Origin of the sequence: Rhizobium sp. X9 (genome assembly GCF_018873185.1) — a bacterium.
Classification (GTDB): domain Bacteria; phylum Pseudomonadota; class Alphaproteobacteria; order Rhizobiales; family Rhizobiaceae; genus Agrobacterium; species Agrobacterium oryzihabitans.
On the sequence record NZ_CP071311.1, the window covers coordinates 2,607,800 to 2,629,009 of the forward strand.

24 protein-coding genes are annotated in these 21,210 nt (G+C 59.8%); 9 read left to right on the forward strand and 15 right to left on the reverse strand.

The window, feature by feature from the left end; genetic code table 11:
* Window positions 1–91 precede the first annotated feature (91 nt).
* From zapE to sdhC, 6 genes are all read right to left on the reverse strand, one after another.
* Window positions 92–1,255 carry a cell division protein ZapE gene (gene zapE / locus JZY08_RS12605; protein ID WP_216330337.1) on the reverse strand — a complete coding sequence of 388 codons (1,164 nt, stop codon included), beginning with the start codon at window positions 1,253–1,255 and terminating at the stop codon, window positions 92–94.
* A gap of 93 nt (window positions 1,256–1,348) precedes the next feature.
* A complete protein-coding gene (locus tag JZY08_RS12610; protein WP_142174261.1) occupies window positions 1,349–1,891 on the reverse strand; it encodes a protease inhibitor Inh/omp19 family protein in 543 nt (180 codons plus the stop codon).
* Window positions 1,892–2,096: 205 nt separating this feature from the next.
* Window positions 2,097–2,876: a succinate dehydrogenase iron-sulfur subunit gene (locus tag JZY08_RS12615; protein ID WP_003523509.1), complete on the reverse strand. Its 780-nt coding sequence runs from the start codon at window positions 2,874–2,876 to the stop codon at window positions 2,097–2,099.
* 15 nt (window positions 2,877–2,891) lie between these two features.
* Window positions 2,892–4,733, reverse strand: coding sequence for a succinate dehydrogenase flavoprotein subunit (sdhA, locus tag JZY08_RS12620; protein ID WP_216330338.1), 1,842 nt, complete (start codon window positions 4,731–4,733; stop codon window positions 2,892–2,894).
* A 7-nt stretch (window positions 4,734–4,740) separates the two neighbouring features.
* Window positions 4,741–5,121: a succinate dehydrogenase, hydrophobic membrane anchor protein gene (sdhD, locus tag JZY08_RS12625; protein WP_137038309.1), complete on the reverse strand. Its 381-nt coding sequence runs from the start codon at window positions 5,119–5,121 to the stop codon at window positions 4,741–4,743.
* Between the two features lie 11 nt (window positions 5,122–5,132).
* Entirely contained in the window at window positions 5,133–5,525 is a 393-nt protein-coding gene (gene sdhC, locus JZY08_RS12630) for a succinate dehydrogenase, cytochrome b556 subunit (protein ID WP_035241184.1), read from the reverse strand.
* Window positions 5,526–5,831: 306 nt separating this feature from the next.
* Here sdhC and JZY08_RS12635 point away from each other — a divergent pair, with 306 nt between their 5' ends.
* Window positions 5,832–6,200, forward strand: a complete 369-nt coding sequence (locus JZY08_RS12635; RefSeq protein WP_137038310.1) for a hypothetical protein — start codon at window positions 5,832–5,834, stop codon at window positions 6,198–6,200.
* 11 nt (window positions 6,201–6,211) lie between these two features.
* Here JZY08_RS12635 and JZY08_RS12640 read toward each other — a convergent pair whose 3' ends face one another.
* The 5 genes from JZY08_RS12640 to tsaD all read right to left on the reverse strand — a co-directional run bounded on the left by JZY08_RS12640 (window position 6,212) and on the right by tsaD (window position 9,774).
* A complete protein-coding gene (locus tag JZY08_RS12640; RefSeq protein ID WP_003492406.1) occupies window positions 6,212–6,856 on the reverse strand; it encodes a methyltransferase in 645 nt (214 codons plus the stop codon).
* 7 nt (window positions 6,857–6,863) lie between these two features.
* Window positions 6,864–7,307 carry an EVE domain-containing protein gene (locus JZY08_RS12645; protein ID WP_003492407.1) on the reverse strand — a complete coding sequence of 148 codons (444 nt, stop codon included), beginning with the start codon at window positions 7,305–7,307 and terminating at the stop codon, window positions 6,864–6,866.
* A gap of 6 nt (window positions 7,308–7,313) precedes the next feature.
* Window positions 7,314–7,607, reverse strand: a complete 294-nt coding sequence (locus JZY08_RS12650) for a YciI-like protein (protein WP_003492408.1) — start codon at window positions 7,605–7,607, stop codon at window positions 7,314–7,316.
* A gap of 86 nt (window positions 7,608–7,693) precedes the next feature.
* Window positions 7,694–8,677, reverse strand: a complete 984-nt coding sequence (locus tag JZY08_RS12655) for an NAD(P)H-dependent glycerol-3-phosphate dehydrogenase (protein WP_216330339.1) — start codon at window positions 8,675–8,677, stop codon at window positions 7,694–7,696.
* Complete coding sequence (tsaD, locus tag JZY08_RS12660; protein ID WP_216330340.1) at window positions 8,677–9,774, reverse strand: tRNA (adenosine(37)-N6)-threonylcarbamoyltransferase complex transferase subunit TsaD; 1,098 nt, start codon at window positions 9,772–9,774, stop codon at window positions 8,677–8,679. The genes JZY08_RS12655 and tsaD overlap by 1 nt, the downstream gene beginning before the upstream one ends.
* A 73-nt stretch (window positions 9,775–9,847) precedes the next feature.
* Here tsaD and hemC point away from each other — a divergent pair, with 73 nt between their 5' ends.
* From hemC to JZY08_RS12690, 6 genes are all read left to right on the forward strand, one after another.
* A complete protein-coding gene (hemC, locus tag JZY08_RS12665) occupies window positions 9,848–10,777 on the forward strand; it encodes a hydroxymethylbilane synthase (protein ID WP_216330341.1) in 930 nt (309 codons plus the stop codon).
* A 4-nt stretch (window positions 10,778–10,781) separates the two neighbouring features.
* Window positions 10,782–11,522 carry a uroporphyrinogen-III synthase gene (locus tag JZY08_RS12670; RefSeq protein WP_216330342.1) on the forward strand — a complete coding sequence of 247 codons (741 nt, stop codon included), beginning with the start codon at window positions 10,782–10,784 and terminating at the stop codon, window positions 11,520–11,522.
* Between the two features lie 73 nt (window positions 11,523–11,595).
* Complete coding sequence (locus tag JZY08_RS12675) at window positions 11,596–13,056, forward strand: COG4223 family protein (RefSeq protein WP_216330343.1); 1,461 nt, start codon at window positions 11,596–11,598, stop codon at window positions 13,054–13,056.
* Window positions 13,057–13,059: 3 nt separating this feature from the next.
* Window positions 13,060–14,676, forward strand: coding sequence for a heme biosynthesis protein HemY (locus JZY08_RS12680; protein ID WP_216330344.1), 1,617 nt, complete (start codon window positions 13,060–13,062; stop codon window positions 14,674–14,676).
* Window positions 14,677–14,690: 14 nt separating this feature from the next.
* A complete protein-coding gene (locus tag JZY08_RS12685; RefSeq protein ID WP_003492415.1) occupies window positions 14,691–15,179 on the forward strand; it encodes a TerB family tellurite resistance protein in 489 nt (162 codons plus the stop codon).
* A complete protein-coding gene (locus JZY08_RS12690; RefSeq protein WP_003492416.1) occupies window positions 15,169–15,900 on the forward strand; it encodes a glutamine amidotransferase in 732 nt (243 codons plus the stop codon). Before JZY08_RS12685 ends, JZY08_RS12690 begins: the two co-directional genes overlap by 11 nt.
* Before the next feature lie 12 nt (window positions 15,901–15,912).
* Here the strand turns inward: JZY08_RS12690 and JZY08_RS12695 are convergent, their stop codons facing one another.
* Entirely contained in the window at window positions 15,913–17,145 is a 1,233-nt protein-coding gene (locus JZY08_RS12695) for an MFS transporter (RefSeq protein ID WP_003492417.1), read from the reverse strand.
* 137 nt (window positions 17,146–17,282) lie between these two features.
* On the opposite strand from JZY08_RS12695, the gene JZY08_RS12700 reads away from it, so the two are divergent.
* Both JZY08_RS12700 and JZY08_RS12705 read left to right on the forward strand, forming a co-directional pair.
* Window positions 17,283–17,573, forward strand: coding sequence for a YggT family protein (locus JZY08_RS12700; protein WP_003492418.1), 291 nt, complete (start codon window positions 17,283–17,285; stop codon window positions 17,571–17,573).
* Window positions 17,570–17,881 (forward strand): DUF167 domain-containing protein, encoded by a 312-nt coding sequence (locus tag JZY08_RS12705; RefSeq protein WP_216330345.1) that lies wholly within the window; start codon window positions 17,570–17,572, stop codon window positions 17,879–17,881. The genes JZY08_RS12700 and JZY08_RS12705 overlap by 4 nt, the downstream gene beginning before the upstream one ends.
* A gap of 5 nt (window positions 17,882–17,886) precedes the next feature.
* Here the strand turns inward: JZY08_RS12705 and ppa are convergent, their stop codons facing one another.
* The 3 genes from ppa to typA all read right to left on the reverse strand — a co-directional run bounded on the left by ppa (window position 17,887) and on the right by typA (window position 21,131).
* A complete protein-coding gene (ppa, locus tag JZY08_RS12710; protein WP_003492422.1) occupies window positions 17,887–18,420 on the reverse strand; it encodes an inorganic diphosphatase in 534 nt (177 codons plus the stop codon).
* 167 nt (window positions 18,421–18,587) lie between these two features.
* The gene (locus JZY08_RS12715) at window positions 18,588–19,094 is read right to left on the reverse strand and encodes a GNAT family N-acetyltransferase (protein ID WP_003492423.1); all 507 of its coding nucleotides are present in this window, start codon (window positions 19,092–19,094) and stop codon (window positions 18,588–18,590) included.
* 216 nt (window positions 19,095–19,310) lie between these two features.
* Complete coding sequence (gene typA / locus JZY08_RS12720) at window positions 19,311–21,131, reverse strand: translational GTPase TypA (RefSeq protein WP_003492424.1); 1,821 nt, start codon at window positions 21,129–21,131, stop codon at window positions 19,311–19,313.
* Between the last annotated feature and the right edge of the window lie 79 nt (window positions 21,132–21,210).

The following is a 21,210-nucleotide window of genomic DNA, read 5'->3' on the forward strand; positions in this document are numbered from 1 at the left end:
AATTGGCAACAGATTCTTTTGTGATGAATATTTTCAATCGTTTAGATCATTATTTTCTTACGTAAACGTAAGAAAATGCGTCACGAAAGTGTCAAACTTTCTGCCGTTTTTCGTGATGCAGCGCCAGATAATCCGCGCTGCGCATCTCAAACAGCCGCGAGGCGGTGCGATCAAACTCGAAGCCTTCGGTTCCCTTGCGCTTGCCGAGCAGGTCTTCCGGCATGGCGGCAGCGGAGGCAAAAAGCCGGACGCTGTGGTCGTAAAGCGCATCGATGAGGATGATGAAACGCTTGGTCTCGTTGCGCTTGTCCGCATTCAAGAACGGGATATGGTCGATGAAGACCGTATCGAAACGATTGGCGATGGCCAGGAAGTCGGAAGCCCCGAGCGGCTTCTCGCAAAGATCGGAGAAGGAGAAGCGCGCCACACGGCCACTGGCGCGTGGCACCAGAATAGAGCGGCCCTTCATCGGTATTTCCGTTGGCGCGATAAGGTGGCCACCGGTCATGTGACGCCAGGCCATGTCCATCGCCTGATCCGCCGAACCGTCGAGCGGCGTGACATAGACCGGCAGGCTTTCCAGCTTTTCCATCCGGTAATCGGTGGGGCTGTCGAGCGTCACGACCTCAACATATTTCTTCAGCAACTCGACGAAAGGCAGGAACAGGCCGCGATTGAGCCCGTCCTTGTAGAGATTGTCGGGAACGACGTTGGATGTCGTTACCAGAGTGCAGCCATTAGCGAAGAGTTCGCTGAACAGCCGGGCGAGGATCATCGCATCGGCAATATCCGTAACGGTGAACTCGTCGAAGCAAAGGAGCTCCGCTTCCGCCAGAAGTTGAGCCGCGACAGGCGGAATGGGATCTGCCTGTTTGGTTTCGCCATTCTTCAGCTTCTGCCGATGCGCATGCACACGATTATGCACATCCGCCATGAACTCGTGAAAATGGCAGCGCCGTTTGGAAGTGACGGGCGCCATCTCATAGAACATGTCCATCAGCATCGTCTTGCCGCGGCCGACGCTGCCATAGACATACAATCCCTTGACGGGCGCAGCCGGACCGGCCTTGCGCGCGAACATCCAGCCGAGCGCGCTTTTTTTCTTGGCGGGCTTGCGTGCCTTCAGATCGGCAAGGATACGGTCGAGGTGAGCCGCCACGCCGAGTTGTGCCGCATCCGCCTGCAAGGTGCCAGCTGCCGTTAATGCGTTGAGCTGTTCAACGACACTATGATTGTAGTCGGGCAATGGCTTCATGGAAAAGCGCTCCGGTCGCGGACGCCGACAGGCATCCGCGACGAATGGAATGGCTCAGAACAGGCAGGGCGATCCGGATACACCGGAAATGCTCTATCGGCTGAGGCTGAGCGGCTGGCCGCTATTGGTCGTGCCGTCAAAGCGCGCATCGGCGCTCTTGTAGACGCGGCCGATCGTATCGCCCGAACGGTTCTTGAAGAGGACCATCTTGCCGGACACTTCCCAGGAGCCCATCGCCGTCAACTCGCCGGAGCATCCGCGCGTACCGCCACGCGAACCGCTGCCGAGATTGGTGAGTGTCAGGAACATGTCGCAATTGGCGCCGCCGTTGGAAACACGCCAGTTGCCGACCATGGATTCCTTGGTGACATCGAGCGCCGTTGTCGGCGGAGCGGCAGAGGCCACATCAGTGCCGCCAGGCGTCGCAGAAGCGGGCGCCGAAGGGAACTGACTGCCCGTCGCACCGCCGGGTGGCGGCAGCGCGCCAGACTGAACGGACGGAACCGGCTGAGCCTGCAGCGGCGGCGTATAACCGGGATTACTGCCGCTATTGTTGTTGTAATCGTAGGAGGTACGTTGGCAACCGGCAAGGCTCATTACAACCGCAAGGCCCGTCACCACATATCTGAATTGCATATCAAGCTCCCGATTCTCTCGCTTCCGGAAAGACCATGATCAAACAAGAAGGCTGAATTATTACCAAAGCCTTATCTTGCGCAAGCGATGGCCGGGATAATTACAATTTCGGTCGATTTTTACCGAAATTTCCCGCACCCGGTTGTAAAAAAGGGCCGCAGTCCACACCGCGACCCGATAGATTTTCCGTCCAGGCGAATCGCCTTCAGACGCGACGCTCGACCATCATCTTCTTGATTTCCGCGATCGCCTTGGCCGGGTTCAAGCCCTTCGGGCAAGCCTGCGCGCAGTTCATGATGGTGTGGCAACGATAAAGACGGAACGGGTCCTCGAGATTATCGAGACGCTCGCCGGTTGCCTCATCGCGGCTGTCGATCAGCCAGCGATAGGCCTGCAGCAGAACGGCCGGACCGAGATAACGATCGCCATTCCACCAGTAGCTGGGACAGGAGGTGGAGCAGCAGGCGCAGAGAATGCACTCATAAAGACCGTCGAGCTTCAGACGGTCCTCATGGCTCTGTTTCCATTCCTTGGCGGGCGTCGGCGAAACCGTCTTCAGCCAGGGTTCGATGGAGCGGTGCTGGGCGTAGAAGTTCGACAGATCAGGAACAAGATCCTTCACGACTGGCATATGCGGCAGCGGATAGACCTTCACCGTACCGTTGATCTCTTCCATGCCCTTGGTGCAGGCGAGCGTATTGGTGCCGTCGATGTTCATGGCGCAGGAGCCGCAGATGCCTTCACGGCAGGAGCGGCGCAGCGTCAGCGTCGGGTCGATATTGTTCTTGATGTAGAGAAGCGCATCGAGAACCATCGGCCCGCAATCGTCGACATCGATATAATAGGTATCGATGCGCGGGTTCTGGCCGTCATCCGGGTTCCAGCGATAGATCCGGTATTCGCGAACGTTCTTGGCACCATCCGGCTTCGGCCAGACTTTGCCTTCGCTGATCTGGGAATTCTTGGGGAGAGCGAGTTCAACCATATCCAGTTCCTCAAATCAGTAGACGCGAGCCTTCGGCTCGATCTTTTTGGGATCGATGCCGTCGGCGATCAGGTCGGTATGAACAGGGCGGTAGTCGAGCTTGACGTCACCTTCGGGGCTGACCCAGGCAAGGGTGTGCTTGCGCCAGTTCACATCGTCGCGACCGCCGAACGGACCATCGACGAAATCCTCGCGGGCATGCGAGCCGCGGCTTTCCTTGCGCGCTTCCGCGCCGTAGACCGTGGTGATCGCGTTGGCCATCAGATTGTGCAGCTCGAGCGTCTCGACCAGATCGGAGTTCCAGACCATCGAACGGTCGGTGACCTTGACATCAGGCAGCTCCCTCCAGATGGCGGAAATGCGCTGGCAGCCGCTTTCCAGCGATTCCTGCGTACGGAACACGGCCGCATCGTCCTGCATGGCGCGCTGCATCTTGTCGCGCAGCACCGCCGTCGGCGTCGAGCCATTGGCGTAACGCAGGCTGTCGAAGCGTTCCATGATCCTGTCGCAGGCCGCCGTGTCGAGAGCCGGAACCGGCGCATCGCGGTCGATGACCTGGGCTGCACGGATGGCGGCAGCACGACCGAAGACCACGAGGTCGATCAGCGAGTTGGAGCCGAGACGGTTCGCGCCGTGAACCGAGGCGCAACCGGCTTCGCCAACGGCCATCAGGCCGGGCGCGATGCGTTCCGGGTTTTCGGCGTTGGCGTTGAGCACTTCGCCCCAATAATTGGTCGGAATGCCGCCCATATTGTAATGAACGGTCGGCAGAACCGGGATCGGCTCGCGCGTCACGTCGACGCCGGCGAAAATCTTGGCGCTTTCGGAAATGCCCGGAAGACGCTCGTGCAGGATCGCCGGATCAAGGTGATCGAGATGCAGGAAGATGTGGTCCTTGTTCTTGCCGACGCCGCGGCCTTCGCGGATTTCCATCGTCATGCAGCGCGACACGACATCACGCGAGGCAAGGTCCTTCGCGGAAGGCGCATAACGCTCCATGAAGCGCTCGCCTTCGGAATTGACGAGATAACCGCCCTCGCCGCGCGCACCTTCGGTAATCAGGCAGCCCGCGCCGTAAATGCCGGTCGGGTGGAACTGAACGAATTCCATATCCTGAAGCGGCAGGCCGGCACGTGCGATCATGCCGCCACCGTCGCCGGTGCAGGTATGGGCGGAGGTCGCCGAGAAATACGCACGACCGTAACCGCCGGTCGCCAGCACCACCATCTTGGCGGAGAAGCGATGGATCGTGCCGTCATCGAGGTTCCATGCGACGACGCCGGTGCAGCGGCCATCTGCCGACATGATCAGATCGAGCGCGAAATATTCGATGAAGAATTCCGCATTGTTGCGCAGCGACTGGCCGTAAAGCGTGTGCAGGATGGCGTGGCCGGTACGGTCGGCGGCAGCGCAGGTGCGCTGCACCGGCGGGCCTTCGCCGTAATTCTGCATGTGACCGCCGAACGGGCGCTGGTAGATCTTGCCTTCGGCATTGCGCGAGAACGGCACGCCGTAATGCTCCAGCTCATAGACCGCCTTTGGCGCTTCCATGGCGAGATATTGCATCGCGTCGACGTCGCCCAGCCAGTCGGAGCCCTTTACGGTGTCGTAAAGGTGCCACTGCCAACAGTCGGGCGTCATATTGGTGAGCGATGCGGCGATGCCGCCCTGCGCCGCGACCGTGTGCGAGCGCGTCGGGAAAACCTTGGTGATGCAGGCCGTGCGGAAACCCTGTTCCGCCATGCCGAGCGTTGCGCGCAGACCCGCGCCGCCGGCGCCCACCACGATCACGTCATAGGAGTGATCGACATAGGTGTAGGCCTTGCCATTCTGGGAAGGTGAACTGATCGATGCCATGGCGGACTTATCCTGCGAATGCGATTTTCAGAATGGCGAAGATGCAAAGACCGCCAATGAGAACCGCGAAAAACGTATTGAGCATCAGAAGAACGAGCTTCGAAACCTCGGCGTGAACATAGTCTTCAATGATGACCTGCATGCCGAGCTTCATGTGGATGAGGCCGGAAACCAGCACCAGACCCATGATAACGGCGACGAGCGGGTTCGACAGCGCGGCGACGACTTCCGGATAGGGCGCGCCGGCGTACTGGATGAGGAAGACCACGAAGAAGATGAGCAACGGAACGTTGGCGACCGCCGTCAGGCGCTGACGCCAGAAATGGTCGGTGCCTTCCTTGGCGGAGCCGAGGCCGCGAACCTTTCCGAGAGGTGTACGCATATCCATGATAAATCTCCTCAGCGCACGATCAGGGCGATGACCCAGATGAGCGCGGTCAGACAGATCGACGCTGCGAAGGTCGCCTTGGCGAGTTTCGTGTTGAAGTTCTTTTCGAAGCCATGGCCGAGATCCCACATGAAGTGGCGAAGGCCGCCCAGCAGGTGGTGAACGAGAGCCCAGGTGTATCCGATCAGGATAAGCTTGCCGATGATCGTCCCCATCGCCCAGCTGACCCAGTCATAATAGGCCGGGCCGGAAGCAAGTGCGATAAGCCACCAGGCAACCAGAAGCGTTCCGAAGTAAAGTGCAGCACCCGTGATGCGGTGCACGATGGACGCAACCATCGTCGGAATCGGCTTGTAAATTTGAAGATGCGGCGACAGAGGCCGGTTATTAGTCGCATTCGCCATCAGAACCTCGCGGCGTTTTCCCGTGCGCCCATGAGATAGGGCGCCCCCAAGCAACAGCACATGACGAAAGAATGTGCATTGCACCAACCGCGACGTTTAATCACATGGGAGCATCACGACAAGCACATTTCATGACCGATTCCAATTTAATCGATTGGTTCACGAATTTTTTTTGGAATTTTTTTGCTCGAAAATAAAAAATCGAGCATTTCCAAGATTTACACCCTCAAAATATTTACCTTTACGTAATTCATGAATCGTGTAATTTACTATTCATTAACTGAAAAAATCCGGAGAATAAGGCTCATGTTACAGCATCGAATCGCCGCTCTGGTCATGCTGGCGGCAGGTATCATTTTCACCGCAGTGCCTGCTGCGACGGCAGAGAATTTTAACGGACGCCACGATAATCAGCATCGGCAATCGCAGGACAGTTTCTCCACCGACGGCTTGCCGTCAACCCTCCACGGCGGCACCTATGTGGGGGCGATATCGGCCTTGCGGGTTCGCGGCAACGGCAATTACTTTGCTATTGGCGGTGGTCTTTCAGGAAGAGTTGCAGTCGCCACGACGGGCACGCAACTGGCCCCCCGAGCGAAAATCATCAATGTTCATGCCGATACAGCCGGCGACGCCTGCGCCTATGAGCATGGCGTCTGCATCATCCGGCCGTAAGTCAAATATAGTCAGACAAAACGCCAGACGGTGGTCTTTTTGACTTCACTGTCTTCCAGAGCCCGTGTCACCGGCACCTGATAGGTTGCCTCTGCGACAAGGCGCTGCTTGGGCAGATAGGCACGCCCCGGGTCACCGACGAGCACGCTCACGCCTTTCGCCGTCAGTTCCAGGAACCAGGGTACGAGAAGATCGGCAAAGGCGCGGTCATAAAACACGTCGCCGGCCAGCAGAACATCCGCTTCAACCGGCGTCCCGACCAGATTGCGCCCGGTAAAATCGACATCCACGCCATTGAGAGCAGCATTCAGCCGGATGGCCGTTTCCGTCCAGGGGTCGATATCGGCGGCAATGACGGCAGCGGCACCCGCCTTGGCGGCAGCGATGGCGACCAGCCCTGAACCGCTGGCGAAATCCACCACGCGCTTGCCGGAGACACTTTCAGGATGATCGAGAACATAGCGCGCAAGCCCCTGCCCGCCGGCCCATGCGAAGGCCCAGAAAGGTGGAGGCAGGCCGATCTCTTCCAGCTCCTCCTCCGTCTTCAGCCAAAGCTCATGGGCTTCGCTTGCCAGATGAAGGCGCAATTCCGGCACATGCGGCGGATGCATGATGCCGGTATTGTCAAGAATGAAGCGTTCGGGATCGGTCCTCACCGAAAGCTCAGTCTGGCGATTTCGGCGGATTGGCGAGACCACCCATGCGGCAGACCTCGAGATATTCCTCTTCCGTCACCGGCTGCACGGAAAGCCGCATGGACGTGACCAGAGACATCTTCTCCAGTTTCGGATTGGCCTTCACATCCTTCAGCGAAACCGGCTGCGGCATGTCGCATACGGCGCGGATATCCACGCAATCCCACTTCAGGTCGCCCTCTGCGGTCGAATCCGGATGCGAAAGGGCGCAGACTTCGACGATGCCGACGACATCCAGCCCCTCATTGGAGTGGTAGAAGAAACCCTTGTCGCCGATTTTCATGGCGCGCATGTTGTTGCGGGCCTGATAGTTGCGCACGCCGGTCCATTCTTCGCCGGCCTCGCCCTTGGCCTTCTGCATTTCCCAGGACCATTTGAACGGCTCGGACTTGTAAAGCCAGTAATTCGCCATGACCCATCACGCTCCCGGATTGTTGAAGACCCAGTTATAGGGCTTCACATCCACGCTTTCGAACAGGCCGGCCTTGGCGTAGGGGTCGGCATCGGCAAGCGCCTTCGCGGCCTCGATATCCGCGGCTTCGACGATAACCAGACTGCCATTGGGCTTGCCTTCGGCGTCCAGAAACGGGCCGGCAATCTTCAGCGTGCCCTCGGCATTCAGCTTGTTCAGGTGCTCCAGATGGGCCGGGCGCGTGTCCATGCGCACATTCAGATGGCCGGGCTTGTCCTTGCAGATAAAGGCAAACAGCATTTTTTTCTCCTCGCTGGCGCATGTCCTATAAAAGTGTCAGCGGTTTTGGGACCAGGACATGCGTAAAAACTATTCAGAGGCCACACTCATTCCGTGGTGATGGGCCGTGTCATCAATTGTTGCATGGCGCTCGCCACATCCAGATTACCGTCTATGATGGCCGCTACCGCCTCGGTGACGGGCATGTCGACAGCGTGATGTTCGCCGAGCCGGGCGGCAACGGCTGCCGCAAAGGCGCCCTCCACCAGCCCGCCGGACATATCCTTGCCCTCGCCCCGGCCAAGAGCGATGCCGAAACGCAGGTTTCGCGACTGGTGGCTGGTGGCGGTCAGGACCAGATCACCAAGGCCTGAAAGACCGCGCACCGTATCCGCCTTGCCGCCCATGGCGACGACCAGCCGCGACATTTCAGCGAGACCGCGCGAAATCAGCGCTGCCCGGGCGGAATCACCGAGACCCGCGCCCTCAACGATGCCAGCGGCAATGGCGAGCACATTCTTCAGCGCGCCGCCAAGCTGCACACCGATGCGATCGGTGGAGGCATAAAGCCTGAAGGTTCTGCCGGAAATCGTTGTCGCCAGCCGCTCGGCGATGACAGCATCTTCCGCCGCGATCGCCATCGCGGTCGGCAGTCCGCGTGCAATATCGGCGGCGAAACCCGGACCGGAGAGAACGGCGATTGGATGATGCGGCAGTTCCGCTTCCAGAAGCTCGGTCAGCAGACGCCCGGAAACCCGGTCTATGCCCTTGGCGCAGGTAACGATGATACAATCTTTAGCCAGATAGGGACCGTAATGGCGGGCCGCATCCGCATGGGCCTGCGAGGGCATGGCGAATAGGACAATGCCTGCATCGGCCAGGACATCCGGCTCGACGGAAAACGCAAGCGCATCCGGGAGGTCGACACCCGGCAGGACAGCCTCGTGAATACGATCAACCTTCAGATCGGCCATCAGGGACGCATCGCGGCCGAGCAGGGTCACATCATGCCGGTTCTCCAGCGCGATGACGACGGCGAGCGCGGTTCCGAAGGCGCCAGCACCGATGACGACGATTTTTTCCCGCTGCATCAGGCCTTGGCTCCCCTTTTGCCGAAACCGATCAATGTCTCCGCATTGCCATCGAGAGGCCAGCGTGAGCGCGGCGGTATCTCAAGGGGATCGGCTTTTTTGCCCTCAGCCATCCGCTCCAGCCCCGCCCAGGCGATCATCGCGGCATTGTCGGTGCAGAGCCGGTGCGGCGGTGCAACAAAACGGAAGCCATGGGCATCGCAAAGTGCCTGAAGCGTCTGGCGGATTTCCTGATTGGCGGCGACGCCGCCGGCCACGACCAGAGCAGGCTCCGTCTCCAGATGCGGAAATTCCTCTTTAAAGCGCGCAAGGCCACGGCCAATACGGTCTTTCAGGGTGCGCGACACCGCCTTCTGGAAGGAAGCGCAGATATCGGCAATATCCTGCTCAGAGAGCGGGGCAATGGCGGTCGCCGCCTGCCGCACCGCCGTCTTGAGGCCGGAGAAGGAAAAATCGAGCCTCACCTCACCGACCATCGGACGCGGCAGCGCAAAACGGTCCGGATTGCCTTTCGCCGCTGCCTTTTCAACGGCAGGTCCGCCGGGATAGGGCAACCCCAGAAGCTTCGCGGTCTTGTCGAAGGCCTCCCCCAGCGCATCATCGATGGTGGTGCCCCAGCGCTCGTATTCGCCGACGCCGCGCACCAGCACCAGCTGGGTGTGGCCGCCGGACACCAGCAGCATCAGATAGGGGAAAGACAGACCATCGGTCAGACGCGCCGTCAGCGCATGGCCTTCCAGATGGTTGATGGCGTAAAGCGGTTTGTCTGCTGCCATGGCAATCGCCTTGCCCGTCATCAGGCCCACCAGCAGGCCGCCGATAAGGCCCGGACCGGATGTGGCCGCAATGGCGTCGACATCGGCAAGGGTAACACCCGCCTGCTCCAGCGCTTCTTCCACCAGCGTGTCCAGCGCCTCGACATGGGCGCGGGCGGCGATTTCAGGCACCACGCCACCATAGGCGCTGTGTTCCTCAAGCTGCGACAAAACGACGTCGGAGACGATCTCGCCATGGCCGTCCGCATGCCGAACCACAATGGATGCAGCGGTTTCGTCACAGCTTGTCTCTATGCCGAGGATACGAAGAAAGGGGGTCATCAATTCTGTTCGTTCATTGCGATCATGCGCTGAGTTGGTCTAAGACAACTCCGGTAACAATGGATAGACGCGGATGCAAACAAAACCTTTCCGAATCGGCACGCGCGGCAGCCCTCTGGCGCTCGCACAGGCTTACGAGACGCGTGACCGGCTGATGGCGGCACATGATCTGCCGGAAGAGATGTTCGAAATCGTCGTGCTGTCCACCAAGGGTGACCGGATAACCGACCGCGCTCTGTCGGAGATCGGCGGCAAGGGCCTGTTTACGGAGGAACTGGAGAGCCAGCTTCTGTCCGGCGAGCTTGATATTGCCGTCCATTCCTCCAAGGACATGCCGACCGTTCTGCCCAACGGCCTCCATCTTTCCGCCTTCCTGCCGCGCGAGGACATGCGGGACGCCTTCATCGGCCGCACCGCACCGAAACTTCTGGAACTGCCGCAGGGCGCCGTGGTCGGTTCTGCCTCCTTGCGCCGCCAGGCGCTGATCCGGCGACTGCGGCCGGATCTGAGCGTCATCATCTTCCGCGGCCAGGTGGAAACCCGCCTGCGCAAGCTGGAAGAAGGGCAGGCGGACGCCACGCTTCTCGCCTTTGCCGGCTTGAAGAGGCTGGGCATGGATAGCGTCCCGACGGAAATCCTCGACCCGAAGGATTTTCCGCCTGCCCCCGCGCAGGGCGCGATCTGCGTCGAGAGCCGTATCGGTGACAATCGCATGGACGATTTGCTGTCATCCATCAATGACATGCCCACTTATGATGCCGTGACCTGCGAACGTGCCTTTCTGGCAGCCCTCGATGGCTCCTGTCGCACCCCGATTGCAGGCTACGCCACCTGTGACAGTGAGGAACTGCATTTTTCCGGCCTGATCCTCACCCCGGACGGACAGACGAGCCACGGCGTCGAGATTTCCGGGGCCCGCAAGGATGCCGAAGCTTTGGGCCGCAAGGCCGGCGAAGACGTGCGCGCCCGGGCCGGCAGCAACTTTTTCGACGGCTGGAGCTGAGCCGATGCGGATCGTCGTCACCCGGCCGCATCGTTCGGGCGAAAAGACGGCCGCAAAGCTTGAAGCCCTCGGCCACCAGCCAGTGCTTCTTCCGCTGTTTCATCCCGTCCACTACGGCGAGCACGCCATCCCGGCGCTATCGGACCCGCTATCGGCTATCGCCGTCACCAGCGCCGAGGCCCTGCGGTCGCTGGAGACCATGCGCGACCGACTTGTACCCCATCTGTCAAAACCGCTCTTCGCCGTCGGTGAGGCGACGGCGGAGGCGGCAGAAAAAATCGGCTTCAGCAATATCTTCACAGCCTCTGGCGATGCGGCGGCTCTCGCTGCGCTCGTCGCGGAGCATCGCTCCCTTCTGAAGAACGGCCTCCCCCTGCTTTATCTCGCCGGTACGCCACGAGGCTCCGTCTTCGAAGATGGTCTTGCTGCTGCCGGGATCCCCTTCCGGGCAGTCGATTGTTACGAAATGCAGCCGTCAGATCTTTCGGAAGATATGCTCGAAACGGTGCTTCTGAAGAGAGCTGCCGATGTGGTGCTGCTCTATTCATCGGAAGCGGCAAAGGCATTTTTCCGTCACGCGTCTGCGGAAAAATATGTGGCGGCGCTGGCCTCTACACAATTCGTCTGCATCAGCCGCAATGTGCTTTCGCTGGTTCCGGAAATCTTCCGTGAGAATGCAGGGGCGGCAGAAAGCGCGAACGAGGCGGCGATGTTTGAACTTCTTCACCGCAACTCGGGAACCTAATTCAGGCTCGCCTCTTTCCTTTGCCGCCGTCACTGACTAGGTTTAGACTATTGCAGGCAGAAATGAGGTTGTCATGGTATCGGGAAAGCCGCCACGCCACTCCAAGTCCAAAGCCGAACCGGTCACCATCGACCTGGACGCAAAAGACGTGAAAGCAATTTCCGCCGACGTGGACGCTGCCAATACTGATGATAGGACCAGCGAGAAGGCACAGGCCACAGCTGCAGAACCAAGCGTTCCGGACCAGAAGCCCTCGGTAGCCGAAACGGCCAACCCTGCGCCGGTTTGGGACCAGCCACACAAGACCCCAATCGAGCCCGAGCCGAACGTCCACAAGGCAGAGCCCGCAGCCGACAGGCCGCAGGGAGAGAAGCCGACGGACAAACAGACAGAGGCCGTTTCGCCGACGCCTGTTCCGCCAAAAACCGATGCGAAACCCGCCACGGGCACCATCGGAACAAGCGCCGCTGCCGCAGCCAGCGCAAAGCCTGCGACTTCTGCTTCCACTTCATCGGCCTCTGCCGCATCCGGAAGCGCGACTGCCACTGCAAGACCCTCGACCAGCGCCCCGTCATCGGGACCGGCCAGACCCTCCACGACGCAGCAACCCGAGCGCAAACAGGCAGCAACCTCCGGCCTGATCGCAGCGGGCATCGTCGGCGGCCTCGTGGCCCTCGCTGCTGCCGGCAGCATGCAATATGCCGGCATCCTGCCCTCATTTAATGCGGGTAAAGCCGGAAGCGATGAGATCGCCGCATTGAGAACCGATCTGGGGAGCCTGCGTCAGCAGCTCGCCAATGTTCCGGCCAGCACCGGAGACACCTCGGCTCTGGAACAACGCATCGCCACCCTCGAGAGCACAAAGGGCGAGGCGCCACAGGTGGATGCGCTTTCGGAAAAAATAGCCGCGCTGGAATCCACACTCCAGTCGGAGCGATCCGCACAGGCCTCGGCGACGGCGGACCTGACGCGTCGCCTTACTGACGCGGAAGCCAAGATCAACGAGCCGCGTGACGATATCGAAGTCGCCCGCGCCATCGCGTCTGCCGGGCTGAAGGCAGCGATCGATCGCGGCGGGCCGTTCCTGACCGAACTCGATACGCTCTCGAAAGTGATCCCCGACGATCCCGCCATTGCATCGCTGCAATCCTTTGCTGCGACCGGTGTGCCGTCGCGCTCGGAACTGATGCAGAAGTTCCCTGATGTCGCCAATGCGATGCTGTCCGCCATCAACCAGCCTGATCCCAATCAGGGCATCGTTGAGCGCCTGACGGAAAGCGCCTTTTCGCTGGTGAAGGTGCGCCCGGTCGGAAATATCGAAGGCGAGACCCCCGACGCCATGATCGCGCGCATGGAAAACAAGCTGCGCAACGGTGATCTGCAGGGTGCGGCGCTTGAATGGAACGGGCTTCCCGAGGCCGCCAGGACAGCATCCGCCGACTATAAAAAGTCCCTCGATGCCCGCATCGAGGTTGAAAACCTGGTGGGAGGCACCTTGAACCGCGCCATCACCAGCACCGGCAGGCAGGGGTAAGGCATGACCAGAATTCTGACTTTCGCCCTTATCGTTCTGGCGCTCGGTTTCGGTTTTTCCTGGCTCGCGGACAGGCCCGGTGTCCTTTCCATCGTCTGGCAGGGCCAGTTGATCGAAATGAGCCTGATGGTCGCCGCTTCCATCATTGCGGCGCTGGTTGCCGCCGTGATGCTGGTCTGGTGGATCGTTAATGCCGTATGGACATCGCCGAACGCTGCCCGGCGCTATTTTCGCGCCCGCAAGCGCGACCGCGGTTATCAGGCGCTTTCCACCGGCCTTATCGCCGCCGGTGCCGGCAACGCCATTCTCGCCCGCAAGATGACGGCCCGCACGCAGGGGCTGCTCAGCGCCGATCAGGAGCCGTTGATCCATCTGCTCGATGCGCAGGCCGATCTCATCGAAGGCAAATATGACGAGGCGCGACGCAAATTCGAGGCGATGGCCCGCGATCCGGAAACCCGCGAACTTGGTCTTCGCGGCCTCTATATCGAGGCCCGCCGTCAGGGAGCCTATGAGGCGGCCCAGCAATATGCCGAGGACGCGGCGGAAAAAGCCCCTTACCTGCCATGGGCAGCGCAGGCGACGTTGGAAAACCGCTGCCGCAATGGACAATGGGACGACGCGATCCGCCTCCTCGACCAGCAGAAGGCGGCAGGCGTCATCGAACGCGGTGAGGCGGAACGGCTGAAAGCGGTGCTGCTGACGGCAAAGGCCGGCGAGAAGCTGGAAAGCGATCCGGTGGGTGCGCGCGAGGATGCAAAACATGCTCTCAAGCTCGCGAAAAGCCTTGTGCCGGCAGCGTTGATCGCGGCAAAATCCTATCTTCGCGAAGACAATCTGCGCAAGGCGGCAACGGTTCTGGAGCCGGTCTGGAAGACCGATCCGCATCCGCAGATCGCCGAACTTTATGTGCGGGCGCGCAGCGGCGATACGGCTATTGACCGCCTGAAACGCGCCGAACGGCTTGAAAGCCTGAAGCCCAACAACATCGAATCCCTGTTTGCCGTGGCGCAGGCCGCACTCGACGCCAAGGAATTTGCCAAGGCGCGAGCCAAGGCGGAGGCCGCCGCCCGCATCGAGCCACGCGAAAGCATCTTCCTGCTGATGGCCGATATCGAGGAGGCCGAAACCGGCGATCAGGGACGGGTCCGCTACTGGATGGCGCAGGCGCTGCGCGCACCGCGAGATCCGGCCTGGGTGGCCGATAACATCGTTTCGGAAAAATGGCTGCCCGTCTCGCCGGTCACCGGCCGCCTCGACGCCTTTGAATGGAAAGCGCCTTTCGGCCAGCTGGAAGGTCCCGTCGAAGACATGACGATAGACAATGCGATTGCCGCCGCACCAGCGAGGGCCGAACCAGCCCCCGCAACGATCGTTGTCCCGGCCGCACCTGAGGCGCGTGTGGAGCCGAAACCCGCACCTGCCGAGCCGATTGAGGTCAAGCCGGTCGTATCGGCCCCCAAGGAGAACAGGCCGGTAACGATCGAGGCGCCGGTGGAAGCGGATGCAGCGGATGTGAAGGCGGAACCCGTGCCGTTTTTCGGCGGGGCGCCGGATGACCCGGGCGTCAAAAAGCCCGGCGTCGAAACCGAACCAAAGACCCGCTTGAAACTCTTCTGACGAACAGGCTATCGATGTTCAACCAAATCCAGTCGTTTATTCAGAACCTCGTTGGCCAGCATACGGATGAATTCAGCCCGGATGATCTGAGGGTGGCGGTCGCCGCCCTCTGCTTTCAGGTGATGGAAGCCGATGGCACCGTCTCGAAAAGCGAGCGTGACCGCCTTCGCGAAATCCTCCAGGACTATTACAGTCTCGACGCCGGCAAGCTGGACGCGCTTCTTGCCGCAGGCCAGGAGGCCGGCAAGGAAGCCGTCGACTATTACCGCTTCACCACCGATATCCGCCGCCATCTCGACGAAGATCAGCGTGTGGAGCTTATTGGCATCCTCTGGGATATTGTTTACGCTGACGGCGAACGAAGCGAAATGGAAGACCATGTGATCTGGCGAGTGGCCGATCTGCTCGGTGTTTCCGTACGCGACAGGGTTCTGCAACGTCAGCAGGCCGCCACGAGGTCCGGGCCCGCTGAAGAAAGCGAAAACGAAGACGATGCTGTTTGACCCTTCCAGGCAACAGGGAAAACAACCTTCACTGCTCGTAGTCCTGCATCAGGAACGTTCCACGCCCGGCCGCGTCGGCCAGATGCTGGTGGAAAAGGGCTACAGGCTGGATATAAGGCGCCCCGCGCTCGGCGATGACCTGCCGCAAACGCTGGAGAAACATGCGGGCGCCATCATTTTCGGCGGCCCGATGAGCGCCAATGACCCGCATGATTATGTCAAAGCCGAAATTGACTGGCTGAAGGTGCCGCTGAAGGAAAACAAGCCCTTTCTCGGCATCTGTCTCGGCGCGCAGATGCTGTCCAAACATCTGGGCGGCAAGGTGGAGGCTGACAGGGAAGGCAAGGTGGAGATCGGCTGGTATCCGCTTCACGCCACCGAACACGGGCGGCTGCTGATGCCGCATTGGCCGAAGATGGTCTACCATTTTCACCGCGAGGGCTTCGAGCTTCCGCGAGGGGCCGAGCTGCTGGCGTCGGGCGAAACCTATCCCAATCAGGCCTATAGATACGGAAAGAACGCCTGGGGCCTGCAATTTCATGCCGAATTGACCCGCGCCATGATGCACAGCTGGGTGGTGCGCGGCGCGCAGCGTTTCGGCATGCCCAATGCACAGGTGGGCAGCCAGCATCTCGAAGGACGCATGTTGTTCGACACGCCGCTCCGTTCCTGGCTCGGCAATTTCCTTGATCTGGTTTTCGAAGGCAAGGCGCAGCGCTGAGGCAATCCGCCGTCAGTTCGGCGCATCCAGATTGTCGATCCTGCGCAGCTTTGAAAAGCCGAGCGCCCAGATGACCGCGACCGCAAGCGTGCCCGTCCCGCCGATGACGACGGCGGGCACGGCTCCAACCACATGCGCCATGGTGCCGGCGCGGAATTCTCCCAGCTCGTTGGAGGCTCCGACGAAGACCATGTTCACCGCATTCACGCGCCCGCGCACCTCATCCGGCGTCCAGAGTGCAATCAGCGTTTCCCGCACATAAACGGACACCATGTCCGATGCGCCCATCACCACCAATGCGGCAATCGACACCCATGCGGTTTCGGAAAGTCCGAACACCACCGTCGAAATACCGAAAAACCCGACACCAACAAACATCAGCAGACCGGCATTGTGGCGGATGGGCCTGAATGCCAGAATGACCGCAACTGTAATTGCGCCGATACCGGGTGCCGCACGCAGAAGCCCGAGACCCCATGGTCCGAGTGTCAGCACTTCCTTGGCAAAAATCGGCATCAAAGCGACAGCGCCGCCCAGCAGGACGGCAAAAAGATCGAGCGAAATGGCGCCGAGAACGACTTTTTCCTGCGAGATAAATTTGAATCCCGCCAGCATGGTCTCGAGGCTGATGGCTTTCGCCGGACCGCGCTGCTCAGGCTTCCGGATCGTCACGGCCAGCGTCGCGGACACGATGAAGAGCACGAATGCCACGCTATAGGCAACGGATGCGCCGAGCCCATAAAGCAGACCGCCGGCAACGGGGCCGAGAATGGATGCCATTTGCCAGGACGAGGAATTCCAGGCAATGGCATTCGGCAAATCCTCGACCGGCACGAGATTGGGTGCAAGCGACTGCACAGCCGGCCCCATGAATGCCCGCTCTATGCCGAACACAACCAGAATGGCGAAGACCGGCCAGGGCGAAAAGCTGTGCGTTATCGTCAAGCCAAGCAGAGCCACAGCGCAGCCGGCCGCGATCACGAGGCAGATGGCCATGATACGCCGGCGGTTATGCCTGTCGGCGACTGTTCCCGTGACGAGGATCAAAAGCAATGACGGCAGAAACTGGAAAAGACCGATCAGACCGAGATAAAATGCATTGCCGGTGACCTCATACATCTGCCAGCCGACGGAAACGCTGACGATCTGAATGGCGAAGGCCGAGAAAAACCGGGCGCTGAAAAAACGGCGATAGGAACTGTGCCGGAATGCACCGAAGCGGTTTTCGGCAGAAGGCAGGGACATCGGCTGGGTGCTCGCAAGACAATATGAGACGTTTGCAATAGAGCGATACGACAAGAATCGCCAGCCCTCCTGGCGCAACACTTGCCGGTTCACGAGCGAATGTCTAAATGTCTAGCAACCAAGATACGGAGATATTGATGCTTGCCCTGTTTCAGACCATCGATCTGGCCTTGAACCTCTATACGTGGGTGCTGATTGCCAGCGCCATTTTTTCCTGGCTTTACGCCTTCAACGTCATCAATTCCCGCAACCAGTTCGTGAATGCCATTGGAAGTTTCCTGGTCAATGTCACGGAACCGGCCCTGCGCCCCATCCGCCGCATTCTGCCCAATCTCGGCGGCATCGACATTTCGCCGATCATCCTGCTGCTGATCATCTTCTTCATCCGCTCCTTCATGTGGAACACGCTTTATCCGATGACCGTTTGAGTGGCCTCTGGCAAAAGCACGATGGTCATGTCCGCCTGTCGGTTCGCCTCACGCCGAATGGCGGGCGGGATGCGATTGACGGCGTGGAACAGGATGCGGACGGAAACGCGCATCTGAAAGTCCGCGTCAGCGCCGTGCCGGAAGGTGGCAAGGCGAACAGGGCCCTGATTGTTTTGCTGGCAAAAAAACTCGGCCTGCCCAAATCTACGATCACCGTCATTTCAGGCGAAACAGCGCGTAAAAAAATCCTCCGGATCGATACCGACCCGGAGGATTTCGAAAAGCTTTTTAAAAAGCTGACAGGTTAAGCCAATCAGCCCTGCGCCTTGTAGCGCTCAATGGCTTCGACGATCAGCTTCTTGGCGACGTCGACATCCTGCCAGCCGCCCATCTTCACCCACTTGCCGGGCTCCAGATCCTTGTAGTGCTCGAAGAAATGCTCGATCTGCTTCAGCGTGATTTCCGGCAGGTCGGTGTAGTTGTGGACCTTGTCGTAACGGCGCGTCAGCTTGGGAGCCGGCACAGCGAGGATCTTCTCGTCCTTGCCGCCGTCATCTTCCATGATCATCACGCCGATGGGACGAACGTTGATCACGCAGCCGGGAACCAGCGGACGGGTGTTGCAGATGAGAACATCAATCGGGTCGCCATCGTCGGACAGCGTGTGCGGCACGAAGCCATAGTTACCCGGATAGGTCATCGGCGTGTAGAGGAAACGATCGACGATCAGCGCACCGGCGTCCTTGTCCATTTCATACTTGATCGGATGGCCACCGACCGGCACCTCAACGATAACATTCACGTCATCCGGTGGGTTCTTGCCTATGGAAATTGCATCGATACGCATTCGCTTCCCTCAATTCGACGGGTTGGATTTGGTTTTCGATACTGGGAAAGTCGCCGCATTGCAACATGGCTTTGGGCGGATAAGGCAGAATGCAAGATTTGAGGGTATCGCGATTGCGCATGGCCGGCAGGAAAAACCAAACCGGGCGGCATCCACCGGCACTTTTATCAGTTCCAGACGAAGCCGACTTTGCGCAGTGACTTGCCGTCGAAGTCTTCCATGCCCTCGGCAATATCCCGGCCGCCATGCGAACGGAAAAACCGATTGGCGACGTCGCTGTCTTCAAGGCACCACACAACGATGCCGTTGCATCCGAGCGATCTCAGCAGCCGTCGCGCTTCGGTGAATAGCAACGAGCCGAGTCCGATGCCCTGATATTCCGGCCGCAGATAAAGTTCATAAATCTCGCCATCATGCGGCAGCCCGCGCGCGCGGCTGAGGCCCAGTGTCGCATATCCGGCAACCACACCGGCCACTTCCACCACCAGCATGGTAGCGGAGCCTTTGGTCGCCTTCTTCCACCAGACTTCGCCACGGCGCTCCAGCATCTGCGTCAGCGGCCTGTGCGGGATAAGCCCCGCATAGGCCTGTTGCCACGACAGACGGTGCGCCTCGGAGATGGCGCGCGCATCATGCGGTTCGGCCCGGCGAACATCGATGGATAACGTTTTCATAACGCGATTCTGGCCCCGGCCACGGAAACTTACCAGTCATAAAGGTTAACGCCGGCAAGCTTACCCACAGCCTATTCATGTGGACGACCGATAAAAATTAACGCATCCTTAACCTTTGGCACAAGCATCTTTCGACTCATGCACAAATAAAAACATGGGCATAAAAAAACCCGGCTCGAAGCCGGGTTTTTCCAAATTCGTGACGACAAGCCGCGATCAGACAGCGAGCTTTGCCTTTTCGAAACGCTTGCGGTCGTTGGCGTCCAGGAACATCTTGCGCAGACGGATGGACTTCGGCGTCACTTCCATCAGTTCGTCTTCCTGGATCCAGGAAAGGGCGCGATCGAGCGTCATGCGGATCGGCGGCGTCAGCTTCACGGCTTCATCCTTGCCGGCGGCGCGGATGTTGGTCAGCTGCTTGCCCTTCAGCACGTTCACTTCAAGATCGTTGTCGCGCGTGTGAATGCCGATGATCATACCGGCGTAAACCTTCTCACCCGGCTCGATGATCATCGGGCCGCGATCTTCCAGGTTGAACATGGCGTAAGCGACTGCCTCGCCCGAACCGTTCGACAGGAGAACGCCGTTGACGCGACCGGCGATCTGGCCCTTGAAGGGCTGATAGTCGTGGAACAGACGGTTCATGATTGCCGTGCCGCGCGTGTCGGTCAAAAGTTCCGACTGGTAGCCGATCAGGCCGCGAGTCGGGGCATAGAACTTCAGACGAACGCGATTGCCGCCGGAAGGACGAAGCTCGGCCATTTCAGCCTTGCGCTCGGACATCTTCTGAACGACGACGCCGGAATGCTCTTCATCGACGTCGATCACGACTTCTTCGATCGGCTCCAGCAGGGTGCCGTTCTCATCCTTGTGCATGACGACGCGCGGACGCGAAACGGCGAGCTCGAAACCTTCGCGACGCATGGTTTCGATCAGAACCGCCAGCTGCAATTCGCCACGGCCGGACACGAAGAACGAATCCTTGCCTTCGGCTTCTTCAATCTTCAGCGCAACGTTGCCTTCGGCTTCCTTGAACAGGCGGTCGCGGATGACGCGCGACGTTACCTTGTCGCCTTCGGTGCCGGCGAGCGGGCTGTCGTTGACGATGAAGGACATGGTGACGGTCGGCGGATCGATCGGCTGTGCGGTCATCGCTTCAGTGACCGAGGGGTCACAGAAGGTGTCGGCAACAGTACCCTTGGACAGACCGGCAATGGCGACGATATCGCCCGCATGGGCTTCGTCAATCGCAGTGCGCTCGATGCCGCGGAAGGCGAGGATCTTGGAAATACGACCGGTTTCGATCGTCTTGCCATCCTGGCCAAGCACCTTCACGGCCTGGTTCGGCTTGATCGAACCGGAGGCGATGCGGCCGGTGATGATACGGCCGAGGAAGGGGTTGGCTTCAAGGATCGTGCCGATCAGACGGAACGGACCTTCTTCAACCGTGGGCTCCGGAACATGTTCGAGAACCAGATCGAGCAGCGGCGCAAGACCCTGATCCTTCGGACCTTCCGGGTTGACGTTCATCCAGCCGTCACGGCCGGAACCGTAGAGGATGGGGAAGTCGAGCTGCTCATCGGTGGCATCGAGATTTGCGAAGAGGTCGAAGACTTCGTTGATGACTTCTTCATGGCGGCCATCCGGACGGTCGATCTTGTTGATCGCAACGATCGGGCGAAGACCGACCTTCAGCGCCTTGCTGACCACGAACTTGGTCTGCGGCATCGGGCCTTCCGAGCTATCGACCAGAACAATCGCGCCGTCCACCATCGACAGGATACGCTCGACTTCACCGCCGAAGTCGGCGTGGCCGGGGGTGTCGACGATATTGATGCGAACACCCTTCCACTCCACCGAGGTCGCCTTGGCGAGAATGGTGATGCCGCGTTCCTTTTCGAGATCGTTGCTATCCATCACGCGCTCGGCGACACGCTGGTTGTCGCGGAACGAGCCGGACTGCTTCAGAAGCTCGTCCACGAGCGTCGTTTTTCCATGGTCAACGTGCGCGATGATCGCGATGTTGCGAAGTGCCATTGTTCAAAATCTCTGAGGTTGGGCGCTACTATCAGGAGATACGCCAATTTAGTTTGGCGCGCTCATAACCTTTTTTTTG

Bases quoted from the DNA above. Each gene is read 5' to 3' on its own strand.
- zapE (WP_216330337.1), bottom strand. From the start codon at position 1,255: ATGAAGCCATTGCCCGACTACAATCATAGTGTCGTTGAACAGCTCAAC.
- JZY08_RS12610 (WP_142174261.1), bottom strand. From the start codon at position 1,891: ATGCAATTCAGATATGTGGTGACGGGCCTTGCGGTTGTAATGAGCCTT.
- JZY08_RS12615 (WP_003523509.1), bottom strand. From the start codon at position 2,876: ATGGTTGAACTCGCTCTCCCCAAGAATTCCCAGATCAGCGAAGGCAAA.
- sdhA (WP_216330338.1), bottom strand. From the start codon at position 4,733: ATGGCATCGATCAGTTCACCTTCCCAGAATGGCAAGGCCTACACCTAT.
- sdhD (WP_137038309.1), bottom strand. From the start codon at position 5,121: ATGGATATGCGTACACCTCTCGGAAAGGTTCGCGGCCTCGGCTCCGCC.
- sdhC (WP_035241184.1), bottom strand. From the start codon at position 5,525: ATGGCGAATGCGACTAATAACCGGCCTCTGTCGCCGCATCTTCAAATT.
- JZY08_RS12635 (WP_137038310.1), top strand. From the start codon at position 5,832: ATGTTACAGCATCGAATCGCCGCTCTGGTCATGCTGGCGGCAGGTATC.
- JZY08_RS12645 (WP_003492407.1), bottom strand. From the start codon at position 7,307: ATGGCGAATTACTGGCTTTACAAGTCCGAGCCGTTCAAATGGTCCTGG.
- JZY08_RS12650 (WP_003492408.1), bottom strand. From the start codon at position 7,607: ATGCTGTTTGCCTTTATCTGCAAGGACAAGCCCGGCCATCTGAATGTG.
- JZY08_RS12655 (WP_216330339.1), bottom strand. From the start codon at position 8,677: ATGCAGCGGGAAAAAATCGTCGTCATCGGTGCTGGCGCCTTCGGAACC.
- tsaD (WP_216330340.1), bottom strand. From the start codon at position 9,774: ATGACCCCCTTTCTTCGTATCCTCGGCATAGAGACAAGCTGTGACGAA.
- hemC (WP_216330341.1), top strand. From the start codon at position 9,848: ATGCAAACAAAACCTTTCCGAATCGGCACGCGCGGCAGCCCTCTGGCG.
- JZY08_RS12670 (WP_216330342.1), top strand. From the start codon at position 10,782: ATGCGGATCGTCGTCACCCGGCCGCATCGTTCGGGCGAAAAGACGGCC.
- JZY08_RS12675 (WP_216330343.1), top strand. From the start codon at position 11,596: ATGGTATCGGGAAAGCCGCCACGCCACTCCAAGTCCAAAGCCGAACCG.
- JZY08_RS12680 (WP_216330344.1), top strand. From the start codon at position 13,060: ATGACCAGAATTCTGACTTTCGCCCTTATCGTTCTGGCGCTCGGTTTC.
- JZY08_RS12685 (WP_003492415.1), top strand. From the start codon at position 14,691: ATGTTCAACCAAATCCAGTCGTTTATTCAGAACCTCGTTGGCCAGCAT.
- JZY08_RS12690 (WP_003492416.1), top strand. From the start codon at position 15,169: ATGCTGTTTGACCCTTCCAGGCAACAGGGAAAACAACCTTCACTGCTC.
- JZY08_RS12695 (WP_003492417.1), bottom strand. From the start codon at position 17,145: ATGTCCCTGCCTTCTGCCGAAAACCGCTTCGGTGCATTCCGGCACAGT.
- JZY08_RS12700 (WP_003492418.1), top strand. From the start codon at position 17,283: ATGCTTGCCCTGTTTCAGACCATCGATCTGGCCTTGAACCTCTATACG.
- ppa (WP_003492422.1), bottom strand. From the start codon at position 18,420: ATGCGTATCGATGCAATTTCCATAGGCAAGAACCCACCGGATGACGTG.
- JZY08_RS12715 (WP_003492423.1), bottom strand. From the start codon at position 19,094: ATGAAAACGTTATCCATCGATGTTCGCCGGGCCGAACCGCATGATGCG.
- typA (WP_003492424.1), bottom strand. From the start codon at position 21,131: ATGGCACTTCGCAACATCGCGATCATCGCGCACGTTGACCATGGAAAA.